Here is a 17,351-nt window from a genome sequence, read left to right as displayed (position 1 = left end):
CTCCGCCCAACTACCGTGCTGGCCCGCCACAGGCTGATTCTCCGCCCAACCACCGTGCTGGCCCGCCACAGGCTGATTCTCCGCCCAACCACCGTGCTGGCCCGCCACAGGCTGATTCTCCGCCCAGGCCCGGTGGTCCGTCGCCGGAGGGTCGTCGGCCCGGGTGCGCTGCTCCGTCACCGGCCGGTCGTCGGCCCAGGCGCTGCGGTAGATGGTGCCCCGCCCCTGCGGGTCGGGGGTCCCGGTCGTCGCCGACTCGGCCACGGCGGAGGCGGTGTCGTTGGCACGCAGCCCGCCGGCCCGGCGGGAGCGCCGCAACCGGGTGACCACGAACCACACCAGCCCGGCGAGGCAGGCCACGATGACCACCTTCTGCAGGATGCCGGCGTACCCCTCGACCAGGTGCCAGTTGTCGCCGAGCAGGTATCCGGCCATCACGAACGTGGTGTTCCAGATCAGGCTGCCCAGCGTGGTGTAGAGCGTGAAGGTCAGCAGCGGCATCCGTTCCACGCCGGCCGGGATGGAGATCATGCTGCGGAAGATCGGAATCATCCGGCCGAAGAAGACGGCCTTGACGCCGTGCCGGAGGAACCACTCCTCGGTCCGGTCGACGTCGCTGAGCTTGACCAACGGCAGCTTGGCCGCGATCGCCCGGGTCCGTTCCCGGCCCAGCGCCGCACCGATCCAATAGAGCGCCAGGGCACCAACCACCGACCCGAGGGTGGTCCAGAAGATCGCCCCGACCAGGCTCATCCGCCCCTGTGCGGCGACGAAACCGGCGAGCGGCAGGATCACCTCGCTGGGGATGGGCGGGAAGAGGTTCTCCAACGCCACGGCCAGCCCCGCCCCGGGGGCACCGAGCCGCTCCATCAGGTCGGTCACCAGGCCGACCAGGCCGTCCTCGGGTGGTGTGGACTGGCCGACGACGTCGGCGACAGACGGAGCCTGCGGGGCACGAATCATGGCCCACACGCTACGAACTCAAGCTGAGAATCGCACAATCACCCGTCGATTCGGCAAGGAGCGGCTCCTAGGCTACTCGGCATGAGTGGCACACCAGCGCGCAGCCCGCTGCGGATCGCCGTCACCCAGCCGTCCTGCGTGGCCTATGAGGTCGAGGCGAACGTGTCGGCACACGCTGCGCTGGTCCGGGCCGCGGCCTCCCGGGTGGTGGTCTTTCCCGAGCTCTCGCTGACTGGGTACGAACTGGACGCGCCGACGCTCGACCCGACCGACCCACGGCTGACACCGCTCGTCGAGGCGTGCGCGCAGACGGGGACGCTGGCGCTGGCCGGTGCGCCGGTGGCCGGTGACCACATCGCCACCCTCGCGGTGGACCACACCGGCGCGCGCGTGGCGTACCGGAAGATGTCGCTCGGCCCGGTGGAGGCCCGGCGGTTCAGGCCCGGCCCGGAACCGGTCGTGCTGACCGTCGACGGCTGGCGGCTGGGCCTGGCGATCTGCAAGGACACCGGCGTGCCGGAGCACGCGGCCCGGACCTGCGCGCTCGGCGTCGACGTCTACGTCGCGTCGATCCTCGACCACGCGGCCGACGCGGCGGTCCCCGACGAGCGGGCGCTGCGGATCTCCACCACGCACCGGGTGGTGGTGGCGGCGGCGAGCTTCGCCGGCTCGACCGGCGGCGGCTACACCGAGGCCGCCGGACGGTCGGCGATCTGGGCACCCGACGGCGCGGTGCTGGCCCGTGCGGGCACGGCACCGGGCGAGTTCGTCCGGGCCACGCTCACCTGAGACCGGTCAGTCGTCGTCCTCGTCGTCGAGTGAGTCCTCGACCTGGTCGAGCAGGCGCTCCAGGCGGTCGGCGAAGTCGGCCGGGACCCGGCCGCGATCCACCTCGTTGTCGAGGCGGTCGCGCAGTTTCTCGATCCGCTTCTCGCGGTCCTTGGGCTTGCCGGTGGCGAGTTCGGCCAGGTCCTTGCGCAGCCGGTCGGCGACCTTACGGTCGATGTCGCCGGTGAACTGGCCCTCGGTCAGCAGGGCGATGAGTTCGCCGGCGGTCTGTCGCAGGTTCACCGGCTCGGGACGGCCGGTCGACGGCGTGGGGCTGGGGCGTGGGGCGGCCGACGTGGCCGGGGCCGAGGAGGTCGGCGGCGGGGCCGCCGGTGCGGTGCTGGGCGTGGCCGCCGGCACCCCCTCGTCGCCACCGCTGACGGCGACCGCCGTGCCGACGCCGACCACAAGGAGCAGCCCGGTCGCGACCAGTGCCCCGACCGGTCGGCGGGGACGCCGGGGGCGGTCGGGGGCGCTCCGGGCCGGACCGTCGGGCGTGGACCGGGCACCGGAGGGTGGTCGGGCTCTCGCCGACCAGGTGCCGGTCCGGTCGACGAGCGTCACCGGGTGCGCGGCGGCCGCCGCACGGGTCCCGGTGGGCGGGTCCGCCGCGTCGGGGCCTGCGGCGGTGGTGACGATCGGCAGCACGGTGGTGGCCGACGACGCCCCTCCGCTCGCGCCGGCGGCGAACCGCGCCGCCAGTTGACCCGCGGTGGGGCGGCGTGCCGGATCGGGATCGAGGCAGGCCAGCATCAGGTCGGCCATGTCCGCCGGCAGCCCGGGTACGCGCGGCGGCGGCACCGGACGTCGGTTGGCGTGCACCACCAGGGCGTCCTCCCAGCTGTGCACGGGCAGCGGGGGCTCACCGGTGACGGTGCGGTAGAGCAGCGCGCCGAGGGCGTACACGTCGCTGGCCGGGTCCGGGGCGCCGGCGCCGAACCGTTCGGGCGCGGTGTACGCGGGCGTACCCATCATCGGCTCGCCGGTCGGGCCGGGCCCGGCGTGCGGTGGCCCGGCCGGCGCGGCGATGCCGAAGTCGAGCACCTTGGCGCCGGTCTCGGTGAGCATCACGTTGCCCGGCTTGATGTCGCGGTGCACCACGCCGATGCGGTGCGCGGCGGCCAGTGCGGCGGCCACCTGGGCGGCCGTGCGCAGGGCCGCGGGCCAGGGCAGCGGGCCGTCGGCCAGCCGGTCGGCGAGGTTCTGCCCGTCGACGAGTTCCATCACCAGGAACGGCACCACGGTGCCGCCGTCGAGGGCGGCCTCGCCGTAGTCGTAGACCTGGGTGACGTGCGGATGGGCCAGGCGCGCTGCGGCGCGGGCCTCGCGGCGGAGGGTGGCCCGCAGGTCCGGGTCGACGGCGAACGAGCCGGCGAGGACCTTCACCGCGACGGGTCGGCCGAGGATCTCGTCGTCGGCCTGCCATACCTCGGACATCCCGCCGAGGCCGATCCGGTCGCGCAGCACGTAGCGGTCGTGCAACCGCAGGCTGGGGGTGAAGGCTGACATGGGTCTCCAGTCTGCCTGCTACACCGCCCCGCACACCAGCCGAGCGGCCCGATCGGCGACCGGTCCGGGCAGACCCGGACCGGTCGCTCTCATCGGACGCAGTTGGTCGGACTGGGCAGCGGGGCCGGCTGGATCCGGTCGGCGAGTCGGCGCAGTGCTCCGGCGGTGCGGCGACGGCCGACGGCGAAGCGCGCGGCGCGGGGCGGATCGGGACGGATCGGCGCGTCCGGTCGGGCGGAGTTGACGTGGCGGGTGACCGCGTCGACGGCGAACACGAAGCCGGTGGGCTGTTCCATCGGTCAACTCCTCGGGACAGGTCCGGACGTGGTCCGGACGACGAGCGTGGTGGGCAGCAGGATCTGGCCCGCTCGGGTGTCCTCGGGCGGGTCGAGGAGCAGTTCGGCGGCGGTGCGCCCCTTCTGCTCGGCGGGCTGGCGCACCGTGGTCAGACCGGCGGTGGCGGCCTCGGCGATGTCGTCGAAGCCGGTGACTGAGACCTGTGGTCCCCATTCGCCCTGCTCGCGCAGGGCGTCGAGCGCGCCGAGGGCGAGCACGTCGGAGGCGGCCAGCACCGCCGTCGGCGGCTCGGGCATCCGGGCCAGCGCGCGGGTGGCGGCGGCCCCGGCATCCCGGGTGTTGTCTGCGGCGGTGAGCACCGTCAGCCCGCTCCAGGCCACGCCGGCCGTCGCGAAGGCGTCGGCGAAGCCGGCAAGCCGCTCGCGGGTGGTGGGATGCGGCACGTCGGTCGCGTCGGCCACACGCAGCAGCCCGGTCTCGGCGCGCGGCAGGACGTCGTGGCCGAGCAACGCGACCCGGCGGTGACCGAGGTCGACCAGGTGCGCGGCCACCGAGTGCGCGGCGGCCCGCTCGTCGATGCCGACCCACCGGTCGTCCGCGCGGGGCCGCGACGAGGTGGTGACGAAGGGCAGCCCACGGCGCCGGATGGCGTCGAGGATGCCCTCCTCGCCACCGGTGCAGTAGACACAGAACCCGTCGGCGGCGGCGTTCTCCACCGCCCGCCGGGCACCGGCCGCGTCCGGCGGCAGCGGCACCAGCAGCAGGCTGCTGTCGTGGCGTTCGGCCGCCTCGGCGACGCCGGTGACGAACCGGACCGCGAAGGGGTCGGTGAACGCGTACGACAGCCGCGAGGTGAACAGCACGCCGATGGCGCCGACGAAGCCCCGGCGCAACGATCGGGCGGTCGGGTCGGGCCCCGGGTAGCCCATCTGCCGGGCGGCTTCCAGGATGCGTTCGCGCAGCTTGCTGGAGAGCTGGTCGGGGCGGCTGTAGGCGTTGGAGACGGTGCTGCGCGAGACGCCGACCGCCTCGGCGACGGCCCGCAGGGTCGGTTTCATGCGGCGCCGCCCTTCTGGATCGATTCAGTAAACTGGATCGATCCAGAGACTAGCCAGCAGTTCGCCGAGTGTCAATGCCGCACTGTCGTCAGCGGTTCGGGTGGATCACCTGGGGTCGAGGTCGGCGATCATCTGTTCGAGGATCTCCGCCGTACGCTCCGGCGGCTCGGCCTCGACACAGAGCCGCTCCATCGCCACCGCGTAGAAGTCGAGGTCCTCGCGCTTGTCCAGATAGATCGCGCTGGTCAACTGCTCGATGTAGACGATGTCCGGCAGGTCCTGGTCGCCGAAGCGCAGGATGGTGAAGGCGCCACCGGCGGCGGCGTGCCCACCGGCGGCGAACGGGATGACCTGCACCCGGACGTTCGGCGTCTGGGTGGCCTTGAGCAGGGCCTCCAACTGGCCCCGCATCACCTGCGGGCCACCGATCGGGCGGCGCAGCGCCGCCTCGTCGACCACCGCCCAGAGCCGGGGCGGCTTGGTCCGATGCAGCACCTCCTGCCGGCGCATCCGCAGGTCCACCCGGCGGTCGATCTCCGCAGGCGAGGCCTGGCCGTGCCCGAGCAGCACCACGGCGCGGGCGTACTCGCGGGTCTGCAACAGGCCCGGCACGAACTGCACCTCGTAGCTGCGGATCAGCGCCGCCGCGGCCTCCAGGCCGAGGTACGACTGGAACCACGACGGGAGTACGTCGCCGTACCGGTGCCACCAGCCCGGGTTGTTCGCGTCCCGGGCCAGCTTGAGCAGCGCGCCGCGCTCCTGGTCGGCGGTGACGCCGTAGAGCGTGAGCAGGTCGGCGACATCGCGTTCCTTGAACCCGACCCGACCCAGTTCCATCCGGCTGATCTTCGACTCGGAGGAACGGATCTCCCAGCCGGCGTTCTCCCGGGTGACCCCGCGCGACTCACGCAACCGTCGCAGTTGGGCACCCAGCAGCATCCGCAGCACGGTGGGGCCCGCCGCCGGACCCTCCTCCGCGGAAACCATGGTCACCTGCCGTCCTCCGCACGCCGTCGTCGATCGAACCGACGGACCGGTCCGACCGACGTGTAAGCATGCCATGAACCATCAGTGAGGTGAACCTCCGTCCCGCGCGCGGCGATTCCCAGCGATGGGATGGACGGTCAGTCGATCAGATGGTCGAAGTCCCCGTCCCGAGCGCCGAGGACGAACGCGGCGATCTCGTCCACGGTGTAGATCAACGCCGGCCCCTCCGGGTGGCGGGAGTTGCGCATGGCGATCCCCGCCCCTTCGGGCAGTTCCGCCAGTTCGACGCAGTTCCCACTGGGATTGCTGCGCTGACTCTTCTGCCAGACGAGGGGAGGCAACTGGGCGACGGGAACGCCGTTCGGCGGCTGCTGCATGGTGGCGTCGGTTCTCTCCGGTAGGCGCCGGTGCCGTGGGAGGAGCGGTAGCGGCAAAAGGGATGGAGTCCACTCATCTGCACGTGCATCTGCTATTGCATCTGCAATGGACAGCGAGCATGATAGCGCAAGTGAGCGGTGCCCATCCGCTCACTTTCTGTCACGCGATCCCGGCCGCCACCAGGGGAAACGAGGTGTCTGGCACACACCCGTCGGCCGGGCGCGGGACGTGCTCGCGGCGAAGGGAGAGGTGCGTGCCGGATCCGCTCACTGTCGCGTCCGGTATCTGCGCCGTCGGTGCCCTGCTCTCCTCCTGGCAGCTCGGGCGTCGCGCCGTACGCGCCGAGACGGAGATCGGCCGTCTCCAGGCCGAGCTGACCGCCGAGCGGCACGCCGCCAGCCACGACCCGCTGACCGGCCTGCCCAACCGGCGTGCCTTCTATCGTCTCGCCGCGACCCTGCTCACCGACTGCGCAGGCCGCCCACTGGTCGCCGTGGTGCTCGACCTGGACGACTTCAAGCAGATCAACGACCGGTACGGGCACGCCGCCGGTGACCAGGTGCTGATCAGCGTCGCCGAGCGGCTGGCCACCTTCGCCGGGGACAACCTGGTCGCCCGACTCGGCGGAGACGAGTTCGCCGGGCTGCTGGCCAGCCCCACGGTGGACCGCCGGTGGATCGACCACGCCACCCGGCGACTCTGCGACATGCTCGCCGCGCCGATCCCGCTGGACACCGTCACCCTCCGGGTGACCGCCTCGGTCGGCCTCGCACCGGTGACCGGCACCCAACTCACCGAGGCCCTGGGCCGGGCCGACGCCGCGATGTACGAGGCCAAGGGCATCGGCGCCGGCCGGGCCCGCCGGGAACTGCGCGACAGCCCCCACCTCGCCGAGTGCTGACCCGGCTCTTCCGTGCGTGGCCGGCCCGAAGTGGGGTACCCACTCCGGATCAGGCGGAACGACGACCGGAGGGACGATCGTGGCGAACATCCGGGCCCTGGTGCTCAACTGCACCCTCAAGCGCTCACCGGCGCCCTCCAGCTCCGAGACGCTCGGACGCGAGGTCCTCGATGCCCTCGCCGAGCAGGGTGTCGAGGGTGACCTGGTCCGCGTCGTCGACCACGACGTCCGGTTCGGCGTCTCCACCGACGAGGGCGACGGCGACGGCTGGCCGGACATCCGGGCGAAGCTGCTCGCCGCGCGGATCCTGGTGATCGCCACGCCGATCTGGCTGGGTCAGCCGTCCAGCGTCTGCAAGATGGTGCTGGAACGGCTGGACGCCGAACTCTCCGAGACCGACGAGGAGGGCAGGCTGCTCACCTACGGCAAGGTCGGCGCTGTCGCCGTGGTCGGCAACGAGGACGGCGCGCACCACACCATCGGCCAGGTCCAGCAGGCCCTCAACGAGGTGGGTTTCACCTGCCCGGCAGCCGGCGCGACCTATTGGGTCGGTGAGGCCCTGCACAAGACCGACTACCGTGACGCGGGCCCGAAACCCGACACCACCGGCCGGACGACCTCGGCGCTGGCACTCAACAGCGCCCACCTCGCGCGGCTGCTCGCCGAGCAGCCGTACCCGCCGCCGGACACCCGGCACGCGGCCGCCGGTCCCCGCCCCGAATCGGGCTGAGCGCCGGCGGGAACGTCACTGCCAGCCGTACCCGGCGCGCAACGCCTGGCCGACCCGGTCGAATCGGGCCCGGTCCAACACCGCGCCCTCCCGGCGGATGCCGTCCTCCCGCATGGTCAGCACCCGGTCCAGCCGCACCCAACTGGGCCGCTTCTCCCGGTCCCACTCGCCGGGCCCGAGCGCCAGCCAGTGCCGCTCGCCGTCCCGGTCGCTCCGGCTGGACAGCATCAACGCGAACAGCGTCCGGCTGTGCCGTCCGACCACCAGCACCGGGCGATCCTTGCCCTGACGGGGGTCGTCCTCGTAGGACACCCAGGTCCAGACGATCTCCCCCGGGTCCGCCTGGCCGTCCGGTTCGGGCGCGTACGACAGCACACGGCGTTGCAACGCAGTGACCTGGCGCGGTCGCGCGGTCTTCGCCGGGGTCGGCCCACTACGCCGGGGACCCGGGATCACCGCGCCGACGCGGGCCGCCATACTCCTCAACAGACCTGCCACGGCGGCAGCCTACCCGCTGCCGCCGACCGCCCCACCGGCAGGGAGCGCCGCCCCGACCCCGCGCCGGTCTGTCCGGCTGGCACCACACGCCGAATTACCGCCGGCACTCCCCCACTGCGGCGACCGGCCGTGTCACGGCAGGTACGTGCCCGCGCCGAGTCGCCGCACGCGCTCCCCCGTCCCGGCCGTCGCCCGCGTCACGGCAGGTGGCCGCCGGGCCCGTCGACCGGCCCGGCCGACGGGGTCCGCAGCCGTGCCACCAGGTGCCGGAACTCGTCCACGGTGACGGTCTCGCGCAGCGTGGCGAAGACCGCCTCCGCCCCGACGGAGGCCGTCTTCCCGTCCACCCCGGCCCGCTGGGCCACCCGGCGCAGGAACTCCACCGGCCGGGTCGACCCGGATCCGGCGGGCAGCTCGGTCAGCTCGTCCGGCAGGTACCCGGTCGGGTCGGCGGTCGCCGCCGCACCCGCCATCCGCTCGACGACGGTGTCCAGCACCGCGCGGGCCACGGCCGCGGCCTGGTCGGACGGCAGACCCGACCGGCGCGACACCGCGGCGACGAAGAGGGGAAACCGCACGGCGCCGATTACCCCGGCCACCCCCACACAAACCGCCCCTGGGTGTAAGGAAGGGTCCCCTGCTAACGCCTGGTGTATAGCAGGGGACCCTTCCTTACACCCAGCCCGCGCCCGACGGCGCTCAGCCCGACGGCGCTCGGGCCTCGCGCCAGCGCGCCGCCCGCCGCGCGTCCACGCTGTAGCAGAGTTCCCGGGGCGCCTCCGGCCGCCCGTCCAGCCGGGCGAACGGAAGTCCCCGGCCCGCGTAGTCGTAGTGCGCCTTCAACAGTCGGGTCAGACCCGCCATCGCCCCGACGATCTTCTTACGCGGTCGCCCGGTGGCCTGGGCCAGATCTCGCACGGTGAACAGCCGGTCGGGGTCGGCGGCGAGCGCGTCGAGCACCGCGGCCACGGTCCGGTGGGTGGCGCTGCGTCCCCGGCTGAGTCGGCGCAGGTCCTCGACCGTCCAGTCGGCGGTGGGTGGGCCGGGCGGAGGCTCGACCCGGGCGCGGGGCGGTCCCGCCCGCTGACCGGCGTCGAGCTCGGCCAACAGGCGCGCGACCTGCGACACGTACGCCAGCGGCACCGCCACCAGGACCATTCCGTCCGGTGCCGCCCCCGACGGCGGGGTCGGCGCCCACCCGGCCCGGGGCGGGTACGGCGGCGGCGCCGGGGCGGTCACGAGGTCCCAGGGGCGGCCGGGGCCGCGGCGGGCACGAACCGGTAGCCCAGGCCGCGTACGGTCACGATCACCGGTGGTTGGTCCCCGTCCAGGGCGAGACGCCGACGCAGGCGCTTGATGTGCACGGTCAGCGTGTTGGAGCTGTCGTCCGGGACCCCGCCCCACACGGCGGTGAGCAACTGTTCGCGGGTGACCGTGCGCTCGGCGTGGCTCATGAAGAAGTAGAGCAGCTTGAACTCCTTCAACGGCAGGGCGACCGACCGGCCGTCCAGGCTCACCTCGAACGTGGCCGGATCCACCCGCAGCCCACCGAGTTCGATCGGCGGGTCGAGCGCGCCGGAGGTGTCCGGGCGGATGGCCCGCAGGATCGGCAGCACCTCCTCGGCCCGGTACGGACGACGGACACCGGCGGTGGCACCCGCCTTGAGCGCGGCAACGGCCACGCTTCCGTCGTCGTCACCCACCCCGACCACGGTCGGGATACCGGCCCGACCGGCCAGCAGCCGCACCAGCTCGGCGCTGCTCATGGTGCCCAGCCCGGCGGCGACCACGGCGGCGTCCGGTTGCAGGGCACCGGTGGCCAGCAGCGCCTCCGCGGCGTGCGGGAAGTGGTGCCCGCGTACCCGATGGTCGGCCAACTGCGCGACCAACGCGGCACCGACGCTCTCGTCGTCGTCCACCACGAGCAGCACGAATCGCCCGTCGGCTCGGTGGTCACCCCTGGTGGCCTCGACGAGAATGTTCATCGCACACCGGCTCCGGTTCAGTTTCGGGCCCCGCGCGACGTCGACACGCCGCGCAGGACGGTCCGCCGCACGGCAGGACGGCGTGCGGCCCGCCGTTGCACCGTCACTCCGGCTCAGCCGAAGCGGCCGGTGATGTAGTCCTCCGTACGCTTGTCGGCGGGGTTGGTGAACAGCTTGCCGGTCTGGCTGAACTCGACCAGCCGGCCGTGCCGCACCTGCTTGTCGTCCACCTCGGCGGTGAAGAACGCGGTGTAGTGGCTGACCCGGGCGGCCTGCTGCATGTTGTGCGTGACGATGACGATGGTGTAGTCGCTCGCCAGCTCGAACATCAGGTCCTCGATCTTGGCGGTGGCGATCGGGTCGAGCGCCGAGCACGGCTCGTCCATGAGGATCACCTCGGGCTTGACCGCGATGGTCCGGGCGATGCACAGCCGCTGCTGCTGACCGCCGGAGAGCGCCAGGGCGCTCTTGCGCAGCTTGTCCTTGACCTCGTCCCAGAGCGCGGCCCGGGTCAGCGCCTCCTCGACGTGGTCGTCGAGCCGGCCCTTGATGCCGTTGATCCGCAGTCCGTACGCGACGTTGTCGAAGATGGACTTGGGGAACGGGTTGGGCTTCTGGAAGACCATGCCGATCCGGCGGCGGACCTGGATCGGGTCGACCTCCTTGGCGTACAGGTTCTGGCCGTGGAAGAGCACCTCGCCGCCGACGCGGGCGCCGGGGATCGGGTCGTTCATCCGGTTGAGCGCCCGCAGCACCGTCGACTTGCCGCAACCCGACGGCCCGATCATCGCGGTGACCTGGTTCTGCTGGATCGGCATCGAGGTGCCCCGGACGGCCTCGTAGCTGCCGTAGAAGACGCTGACGTCGTTGAGCTGCATCACCGGTGCGGTCGACGACACGGTACCCGCGGCGGTGGTGCCGGGGGCGTGCACCGCGACGGACGGCCGGGTGGTGAGTTCGGTGTCGTTACTGGCCATGTCAGCGCTCCTTGATGGCGAACCGGCTTGCGATGAGTCGGGCGATGATCGTGAAGCCGAGCACGATCACGATGAGCGTCAGGGCGGCACCCCAGGCCCGGGACTGGGCCGCCTCGAAGGGTTGGCTGGCGTTGCGGAAGATCTGCGCGGGCAGCGCGGTGTTGGTGCCGTCGAAGAGGTTCCAGTTCGGCGCGAAGACGATGCCGGTGACGATGACGATCGGGGCGGTCTCACCGGCCGCCCGGGCCACCGCCAGCAGCGAACCGCTGGTGATGCCGGAGATCGCCGCCGGCAGCACGACGGTGAGCGTGGTACGCCACTTGCGCGCGCCCAGCGCCATGCTCGCCTGTCGCAGTTCCTCGGGCACCAGTCGGAGCATCTCCTCGCTGCTGCGGATCACCACCGGCAGCATCAGGCAGGCCAGCGCCAGCGAGCCGGCGAAGCCGGTCTGCTTGCCGATCACCAGTACCCAGGCGATGTAGATGAACACGCCCATCACGATCGACGGCACGCCGGTCATGACGTCGGCCATCAACCGGATGATCCGGGCCAACGGCTTCTGCTTGCCGTACTCGTTGAGGTAGATCGCGCCGAAGACGCCGAGCGGGATGGCCATCAGGGCGGCCATCCCGGTGATGGTCAGCGTGCCGACGATCGCTGCCGACATGCCGCCGCCGTCGCGGCGGTAGGAGTTCGGGATGTCCTCGGTCAGGAAGGACAGGCTCATCACGCCGGAGCCCTTGACGATGACCTCGTAGGTCACCAGGGCCAGGGGGACGACCGCGAGCAGCACGGCGGTCCAGATGGCCACCGTGGCGAGGTGGTTGCGGAACCGCCGACGGCCGGACAGGGCCGACCGGGTGAGGTCGGGCCCGCCGGCTGCGGCCCGGGGGGCCGGAGGTGCGGTGACGGTCATTACCTGCTTCCCTTCATCCGCGCCTCGGCCCGGCGGACGACCACCTGGGCGAGCACGTTGATCAGTACCGTCATCGCGAACAACACCACACCGAGGCCGATCAGGGCGGCGGTGAAGGTGCCGGTGGACTCGCCGAACTGCTGCACGATGACTGCGGCCATGGTGTTGCCGGAGGCGAACAGGTTGGCGGTGATCTGGGTCGAACCGCCGATGACGAGGGCCACCGCGATGGTCTCCCCCATCGCCCGGCCCAGGCCGAGCATCACCGCGCCGACGATGCCGCCGAAGCTGTGTGGGAAGACCGCGCCCCGGATCATCTCCCAGCGGGTCGCGCCGAGCGCCAGGGCGGCGTCCTTGTCGGCGCGCGGGACGGTGCCGAACACCTCGCGGGTGATCGAGGTGATGATCGGCGTCACCATGATCGCCAGGATGATGCCGGCGGTCATGAAGTTGCGACCGGTGCTGACCGGACCGAAGAGGCTGCCGAGCACCGGGACGCCGCCGACGACGTTGTGGATCCCCTGGTAGACCGGGACCAGTGCCGGCGCGACGACCAGGATGCCCCACAGGCCGAAGACCACCGACGGGACGGCGGCCAGCAGGTCGATCACGGTCACCGCCGGGGCACGCAGCCGCCGGGGCGCCAACTCGGTGAGGAACAACGCGATGCCGATCGAGACCGGCACCGCGAACAGCAGCGCGATCAGCGACGAGACGGCGGTGCCGAACGCGAACGACAAGGCGCCGAAGATCGCGTCACCGGTCGCCGGATTCGGGTCCCAGACCCGCTCGGTGATGAAGCGCAGCCCCATCGCGTCGAACGCCGGCCACGCCTCGGTCACGGTGGTGATGAGGATCAGCCCGAGGACGGCCAGTACGAGCAGGCCGGTGCCGAGCGTCCACCAGGAGAAGACCCGGTCGCCGAGGGCGCTGGAGCCGCGTTGGGCCAGCGTCGGCCGGGGGTCGGGGGACTTGGTTGTCAAGGTCATCTTCACTCCAGCTCAGGTACCCCTGGCGGGGACGGGATCGTGTCGATCCCGTCCCCGGATGGAACGCCCAGCGATCTTGATTTGCTCAGCCCTGGATCTTCTCGACCTGGGCCAGCGCCTTCTCCTTGAGCGAAGCCGGCAGCGGCGCGAAGTCGATCTCCGGAGCCAACTCCTGGCCCTCGTTGAGCAGGTAGGTGAGGAAGCCCTTGACCAGCTCGGCCTTGGCGGCGTCGCCGTACGAGGTCTTGACGATGATGAAGGTCGGCGCGGTGATCGGGTACGAGCTGGCACCGGCGGCGTCGAGCGGGTTGTAGCTGAGGTCCGCCTCGATCGCGGCGCCCTCCAGGCCGGCGGTGGTGCCCTCGATCGACGGCTCGACGAACTGGCCGTCCTTGTTCTTGATGGCGGCGAAGGTGAGCTGGGTGGCCTTCGCGTCGCTCAGGTCGACGTAGCCCACGGCGCCGTTGGTCTGCTTGACGATCTGCGCGACACCGGTGTTCTTCTCACCGCCCTGGGTACTAGCCGGCCAGGCCACCGTGTCACCGCTGCCGAGCTTCCAGGTGGAGCCGGCGGCGGCCGCCAGGTACTTGGTGAAGTTGTTGGTGGTGCCGGAGCCGTCCGAGCGGTGCGCGACGACGATCGGCGTGCTGGGCAGTTCGACACCCGGGTTGTCGGCCTTGATCGCGGCGTCGTCCCAGGTCTTGATGTCGGTCTGGAAGATCTTGGCGAGCGTCTCCGGGCTGAGCTGGAGCTTGTCCACGCCCTGGAGGTTGTAGGAGATCGTGATCGGCGCGGCGACCGTCGGCACGTAGAGGAACGAGTCGGCGGCCACGCCGTCGGTGTCCTTCACCAGGCTGTCGGTGCCGGCGAAGTCGACCAGACCCTCACCGAACTGCTTCTTGCCGGTGCCGGAGCCGGTCGCGTTGTAGGTGACCGTGACGTTGGAGGCAACGCCCTTGAACTCTTCGATGACCTCTTGGTAATACGCGTCCGGGAAGCTCGCGCCGGAGGCGTTCAACGCGCCGGACAGGTTCGCGTAGGCGCTGTCGCCGCCGCTACCGCCCGGCTCCGTGCTGTTGTCATTGCTACCACAGCCGGTAAGCGCGAGCGCGGCAAGCGCGACGCCGGCGAGGACGCGCCGCGAAAGCACGTTGCGGTTCACCAGGTAAGCCTCTCTATCGGGGTGCATCAGCCCGTCCGGGCCGTACGCGAGTCAAGGTAGGAGGCCCAGGTAGCCGGACTCCCGGACCCAGGTGAACGAAAAGTGAACTTGGCGGCTCGACCGGTGGCCGGACCGGAGTCGGGATGTGACGTTCCGGGGGCCGCGTGCCGGATGCCCGGAATGGGACCCCCGACCAGAGCGGGATAAGACCCCGGTCAGAGCCGGATCGTGCCCGTCGTCAGGTAGACCACCTGCCGCGCCACGTTGACCGCCTGGTCGGCGTACCGCTCGTAGTAGCGGCCGACCAGCGCCAGGTCGATGGCGGACTCCACCCCGTACGGCCAGCCCGCCACGAGCTGCGACAGCAACCGCTCCTGGGCGGCGTCGACCTCGTCGTCGTCGAGCCCGAGCTGCATCGCGGCCAACCGGTCGCGGGTGGCGAGTACGACGGCGGTCTTGTCGGCGATCCGGGCCGCCGCGTCGGCCATCTCGGTCATCACCGGGACCGCCGGTTCCGGGACCACGCCCACCGGATACCGCATCAGGACCACCTTGGCGACGTGCACCGCGAGGTCGCCCATCCGCTCCAGGGCACCGGCGATCCGCAGGGCGCACACCACCAGCCGCAGGTCGGACGCGACCGGCTGGTGTCGGACCAGCACCTGCGGGATCATCGCCTCGACCTCGGCGCGCCGCTGGTCGAGCACCGCGTCGGCGGCGATCACCGTGTCGGCGGCGCCCCGGTCGACGTCGAGCAGGGCGGTGCTGGCACCCCGGATCGCCGCGCTGGCGTCCCGACTCATCGCGGCCAGCACGCCGGTGAGTCGGTCGAGCTGCTCGTCGTAGCTGTCCCGGCTCATCGCGCCCCTCCGTCCGTCCAGGCCGTCCCACCGCCGGTGGCTCGTCACCGCCGCGCCGGGGGCCGGGCCCGGCCCGCAAAGCTACCTGCCGCCCGCATCCCCGGCGGCGGTCAGTCGGCCAGCACGTCCAGCAGCAACGCCGCCGTCCATCCGAAACCCGCCGAGCCGAGACCGGCACCGGTCTCCGGGTGAAAGTACTCGTGACACCCGGCGGTCTCGACCAGCTCGATCATCGACGCCCGCAGGCCGGCCGCGAGCCGGTCCTGCCCGTGCGCCAGCAGACCCTGCCGCACCAGCCAGTTCACGTTCATCCAGCTCGGACCACGCCAGTAGCGCAGCGGTTCGAAGTCGGTCGCGGTGCGGTCGTGGCTGGGCAGCGGTCGATCCATCCGGGCGGCCAGACCGAAGCGCGCCGAGGTGGCCTCGGCCAGCACCGCCTCGACCTGCCGCGCCGGCAGGTCGGGCAGGATCAGCGGGGCCAGCCCGAGCACCGTGCGGGCCGGGGTCAACCGGCCGGTGCGCAGGTCACGGGGGTGGAACGTGCCGGTGGCCGGGTCGTACAGCCGGTCCACCACGGCCGCGGTGATCCGCGCCGCGTTCTCCCGGTGCGGCCCCGGGTCGGCGTCGACCTCCCCGGCGATCCGGGCCAACGCGTGCTCGGCCACGCCCATCGCGGCGTTGAACAGCGGACACTCCACCAGGAACGGATGCCGGTCGGCCAGCCCCTCGTCCCGGTAACCCGCCGCCCGATAGGCGGTGACGACGGCGACGTACCGCGCGTAGTCCAGGTCGGTGGGCCGGTGCGCGGCGGCGGCGTGCACGATGTCGCGTCGCCGGTACGCCCGCAGCACCGACTCCTCGGCGGGCACCGCGGCCAGCGGGTCGTCCCAGGCCGGGCTGTTGTCCAGGCCGGACTCCCACGGGTGCACGACGGTGGCCAGCCCGGCACCACCGACGTCCCGACGGGTGGCGAGATAGCGCTGCTGCGCCACCAGCCGGGGATAGAGCCGACGCAACGCGTCCCGGGCCTGCGGTGCGGGCGTCCGTTGGTAGGCGTGCCAGGCGGCCAGCGCGTGCACCGGCGGCTGGACCAGACCCGAGGTGGCCACCGCAGGCGCGCCCTCGACCTCGGTCGAGGCCCAGAACACCGGCCCCGGGAAGTACGCGGTGGCCGGCACCGTCGGATTGAACACGATGTGCGGCACCCGGCCGTCGCGCCACTGGGCGTCGAACAGGCTGGACAACTCCGACCAGGCCCGCTCGGGACGGACGTGGGCCCAGCCGATCGCGATGAACGCCGAGTCCCAACTCCACTGGTGCGGATAGAGGGTGCGCGACGGGACGGTGTGGTCGTGCTCCCAGTTCCCGTCCAGAGTGGCCCGCGCCGCCTGCCACAGCCAGGCGTACCGCCCGTCGGCCGGGCGGGCCGCCGCCGGGCTCGGCTCGGCCGACGGAACTGTCCGGTTAACCATGTGTCACATCCAGGTAGCGCTACGTCCTCGCTAGGCTAGACGATCGTGGCATCAGTCACCGCGCACGGGGGCCCGCGATCGACTCGACGCTGCGGCAGCGCTGCATCCCGTTCCCCCGGATCGCGGGGCGGGCGTTCACGAACCACGAGTTCGTGACCGTCGCCCGGCTGCCCCGAGGCCGCCGGATACCGTGGGACGCATGGGCAACCCGACCCGGTGGAGCACCGACACCGACCCCGAGCACTCCCAGTGGTACGTCGACCGGTTCCGCCGCATGGCGGCCGACGGGGTCGACCTAGCCGGGGAGGCGCGGTTGCTGGACACGCTGGTGCCGCCGGGCTCCCGGATCCTCGACGCCGGCTGCGGCACCGGTCGGGTCGGCGCCGAGCTGGCCGCCCGGGGCCACACCGTGGTCGGTGTGGACGCCGATCCGGTCCTGGTCGACGCGGCCCGCGCCGACCACCCAGGGCCGCGTTGGCTGGTCGCCGACCTGACCGAGCTGGACCTGGCGGCGGCCGGTGAACCCGAGCCCTTCGACGCGGCCGTGCTGGCCGGCAACGTGATGGCCTTCGTGGCGGCCGGCACCGAGGGCGCGGTACTCCGGCGCGTCGCCGCGCACCTGCGCCCGGACGGGGTGGCGGCGGTGGGCTTCGGCACCGATCGGGGCTATCCGCTGACCGACTTCGACGCCGACGTGGTCGCCGCCGGACTGCGCCTCGAGCACCGCTTCGCCACCTGGGACCTGCGCCCGTGGCACGACGACGCCGACTTCGCCGTCACCATCCTGCGCCGCCCCGCTGCGCGCCCTTCGGTGTAAGGAAGGGACCCTTTCTAACGCCTC

19 protein-coding genes and 1 pseudogene are annotated in these 17,351 nt (G+C 72.2%); 4 read left to right on the top strand and 16 right to left on the bottom strand.

The window, feature by feature from the left end:
* Positions 1 to 177: 177 nt before the first annotated feature.
* Positions 178 to 963: pseudogene (locus tag ACIBO1_RS14205) on the bottom strand (DedA family protein); the annotation flags it as partial.
* Between the two features lie 81 nt (positions 964 to 1,044).
* Here ACIBO1_RS14205 and ACIBO1_RS14200 point away from each other — a divergent pair.
* The gene (locus ACIBO1_RS14200; RefSeq protein ID WP_396745670.1) at positions 1,045 to 1,752 is read left to right on the top strand and encodes a carbon-nitrogen hydrolase family protein; all 708 of its coding nucleotides are present in this window, start codon (positions 1,045 to 1,047) and stop codon (positions 1,750 to 1,752) included.
* A 6-nt stretch (positions 1,753 to 1,758) separates the two neighbouring features.
* On the opposite strand, the gene ACIBO1_RS14195 is transcribed toward ACIBO1_RS14200, so the two are convergent.
* The 5 genes from ACIBO1_RS14195 to ACIBO1_RS14175 form a co-directional block, all read right to left on the bottom strand.
* Positions 1,759 to 3,300: a serine/threonine-protein kinase gene (locus ACIBO1_RS14195; RefSeq protein WP_396745667.1), complete on the bottom strand. Its 1,542-nt coding sequence runs from the start codon at positions 3,298 to 3,300 to the stop codon at positions 1,759 to 1,761.
* Between the two features lie 89 nt (positions 3,301 to 3,389).
* Entirely contained in the window at positions 3,390 to 3,596 is a 207-nt protein-coding gene (locus tag ACIBO1_RS14190; RefSeq protein WP_396745665.1) for a hypothetical protein, read from the bottom strand.
* Between the two features lie 3 nt (positions 3,597 to 3,599).
* Positions 3,600 to 4,655 (bottom strand): LacI family DNA-binding transcriptional regulator, encoded by a 1,056-nt coding sequence (locus tag ACIBO1_RS14185; protein ID WP_396745662.1) that lies wholly within the window; start codon positions 4,653 to 4,655, stop codon positions 3,600 to 3,602.
* Positions 4,656 to 4,760: 105 nt separating this feature from the next.
* Entirely contained in the window at positions 4,761 to 5,642 is an 882-nt protein-coding gene (locus ACIBO1_RS14180) for a helix-turn-helix domain-containing protein (RefSeq protein ID WP_396746118.1), read from the bottom strand.
* 137 nt (positions 5,643 to 5,779) lie between these two features.
* Positions 5,780 to 6,019: a DUF397 domain-containing protein gene (locus ACIBO1_RS14175; RefSeq protein WP_131055942.1), complete on the bottom strand. Its 240-nt coding sequence runs from the start codon at positions 6,017 to 6,019 to the stop codon at positions 5,780 to 5,782.
* 254 nt (positions 6,020 to 6,273) lie between these two features.
* On the opposite strand from ACIBO1_RS14175, the gene ACIBO1_RS14170 reads away from it, so the two are divergent.
* Both ACIBO1_RS14170 and ACIBO1_RS14165 read left to right on the top strand, forming a co-directional pair.
* Positions 6,274 to 6,921 carry a GGDEF domain-containing protein gene (locus tag ACIBO1_RS14170; protein ID WP_396745659.1) on the top strand — a complete coding sequence of 216 codons (648 nt, stop codon included), beginning with the start codon at positions 6,274 to 6,276 and terminating at the stop codon, positions 6,919 to 6,921.
* A 79-nt stretch (positions 6,922 to 7,000) separates the two neighbouring features.
* Complete coding sequence (locus ACIBO1_RS14165) at positions 7,001 to 7,651, top strand: flavodoxin family protein (RefSeq protein WP_396745656.1); 651 nt, start codon at positions 7,001 to 7,003, stop codon at positions 7,649 to 7,651.
* A gap of 15 nt (positions 7,652 to 7,666) precedes the next feature.
* On the opposite strand, the gene ACIBO1_RS14160 is transcribed toward ACIBO1_RS14165, so the two are convergent.
* From ACIBO1_RS14160 to ACIBO1_RS14115, 10 genes are all read right to left on the bottom strand, one after another.
* A complete protein-coding gene (locus ACIBO1_RS14160) occupies positions 7,667 to 8,149 on the bottom strand; it encodes a type II toxin-antitoxin system PemK/MazF family toxin (RefSeq protein ID WP_131055938.1) in 483 nt (160 codons plus the stop codon).
* A 197-nt stretch (positions 8,150 to 8,346) separates the two neighbouring features.
* A complete protein-coding gene (locus ACIBO1_RS14155; RefSeq protein ID WP_396745652.1) occupies positions 8,347 to 8,727 on the bottom strand; it encodes a DUF2267 domain-containing protein in 381 nt (126 codons plus the stop codon).
* Between the two features lie 121 nt (positions 8,728 to 8,848).
* Positions 8,849 to 9,388 (bottom strand): hypothetical protein, encoded by a 540-nt coding sequence (locus tag ACIBO1_RS14150; protein WP_396745649.1) that lies wholly within the window; start codon positions 9,386 to 9,388, stop codon positions 8,849 to 8,851.
* The gene (locus ACIBO1_RS14145) at positions 9,385 to 10,134 is read right to left on the bottom strand and encodes a winged-helix domain-containing protein (protein WP_396745646.1); all 750 of its coding nucleotides are present in this window, start codon (positions 10,132 to 10,134) and stop codon (positions 9,385 to 9,387) included. The genes ACIBO1_RS14150 and ACIBO1_RS14145 overlap by 4 nt, the downstream gene beginning before the upstream one ends.
* 113 nt (positions 10,135 to 10,247) lie before the next feature.
* Positions 10,248 to 11,111 carry a phosphate ABC transporter ATP-binding protein PstB gene (gene pstB, locus ACIBO1_RS14140; RefSeq protein WP_396745643.1) on the bottom strand — a complete coding sequence of 288 codons (864 nt, stop codon included), beginning with the start codon at positions 11,109 to 11,111 and terminating at the stop codon, positions 10,248 to 10,250.
* A gap of 1 nt (position 11,112) precedes the next feature.
* Positions 11,113 to 12,027 carry a phosphate ABC transporter permease PstA gene (gene pstA / locus ACIBO1_RS14135; protein WP_396745640.1) on the bottom strand — a complete coding sequence of 305 codons (915 nt, stop codon included), beginning with the start codon at positions 12,025 to 12,027 and terminating at the stop codon, positions 11,113 to 11,115.
* Complete coding sequence (gene pstC / locus ACIBO1_RS14130) at positions 12,027 to 13,016, bottom strand: phosphate ABC transporter permease subunit PstC (protein ID WP_396745637.1); 990 nt, start codon at positions 13,014 to 13,016, stop codon at positions 12,027 to 12,029. Before pstC ends, pstA begins: the two co-directional genes overlap by 1 nt.
* A gap of 85 nt (positions 13,017 to 13,101) precedes the next feature.
* Positions 13,102 to 14,178, bottom strand: a complete 1,077-nt coding sequence (gene pstS / locus ACIBO1_RS14125; protein WP_396745634.1) for a phosphate ABC transporter substrate-binding protein PstS — start codon at positions 14,176 to 14,178, stop codon at positions 13,102 to 13,104.
* Positions 14,179 to 14,393: 215 nt separating this feature from the next.
* The gene (gene phoU, locus ACIBO1_RS14120; protein WP_396745631.1) at positions 14,394 to 15,038 is read right to left on the bottom strand and encodes a phosphate signaling complex protein PhoU; all 645 of its coding nucleotides are present in this window, start codon (positions 15,036 to 15,038) and stop codon (positions 14,394 to 14,396) included.
* 110 nt (positions 15,039 to 15,148) lie between these two features.
* Positions 15,149 to 16,510 carry an MGH1-like glycoside hydrolase domain-containing protein gene (locus ACIBO1_RS14115; protein ID WP_396745629.1) on the bottom strand — a complete coding sequence of 454 codons (1,362 nt, stop codon included), beginning with the start codon at positions 16,508 to 16,510 and terminating at the stop codon, positions 15,149 to 15,151.
* Positions 16,511 to 16,709: 199 nt separating this feature from the next.
* Here ACIBO1_RS14115 and ACIBO1_RS14110 point away from each other — a divergent pair, with 199 nt between their 5' ends.
* Positions 16,710 to 17,327 (top strand): class I SAM-dependent methyltransferase, encoded by a 618-nt coding sequence (locus ACIBO1_RS14110; protein WP_396745626.1) that lies wholly within the window; start codon positions 16,710 to 16,712, stop codon positions 17,325 to 17,327.
* The last annotated feature ends 24 nt before the right edge of the window (positions 17,328 to 17,351 follow it).

This window comes from Micromonospora sp. NPDC049903 (genome assembly GCF_044460945.1).
Lineage (GTDB): Bacteria > Actinomycetota > Actinomycetes > Mycobacteriales > Micromonosporaceae > Micromonospora.
This window is presented reverse-complemented; position numbering and strand designations above follow the sequence as displayed.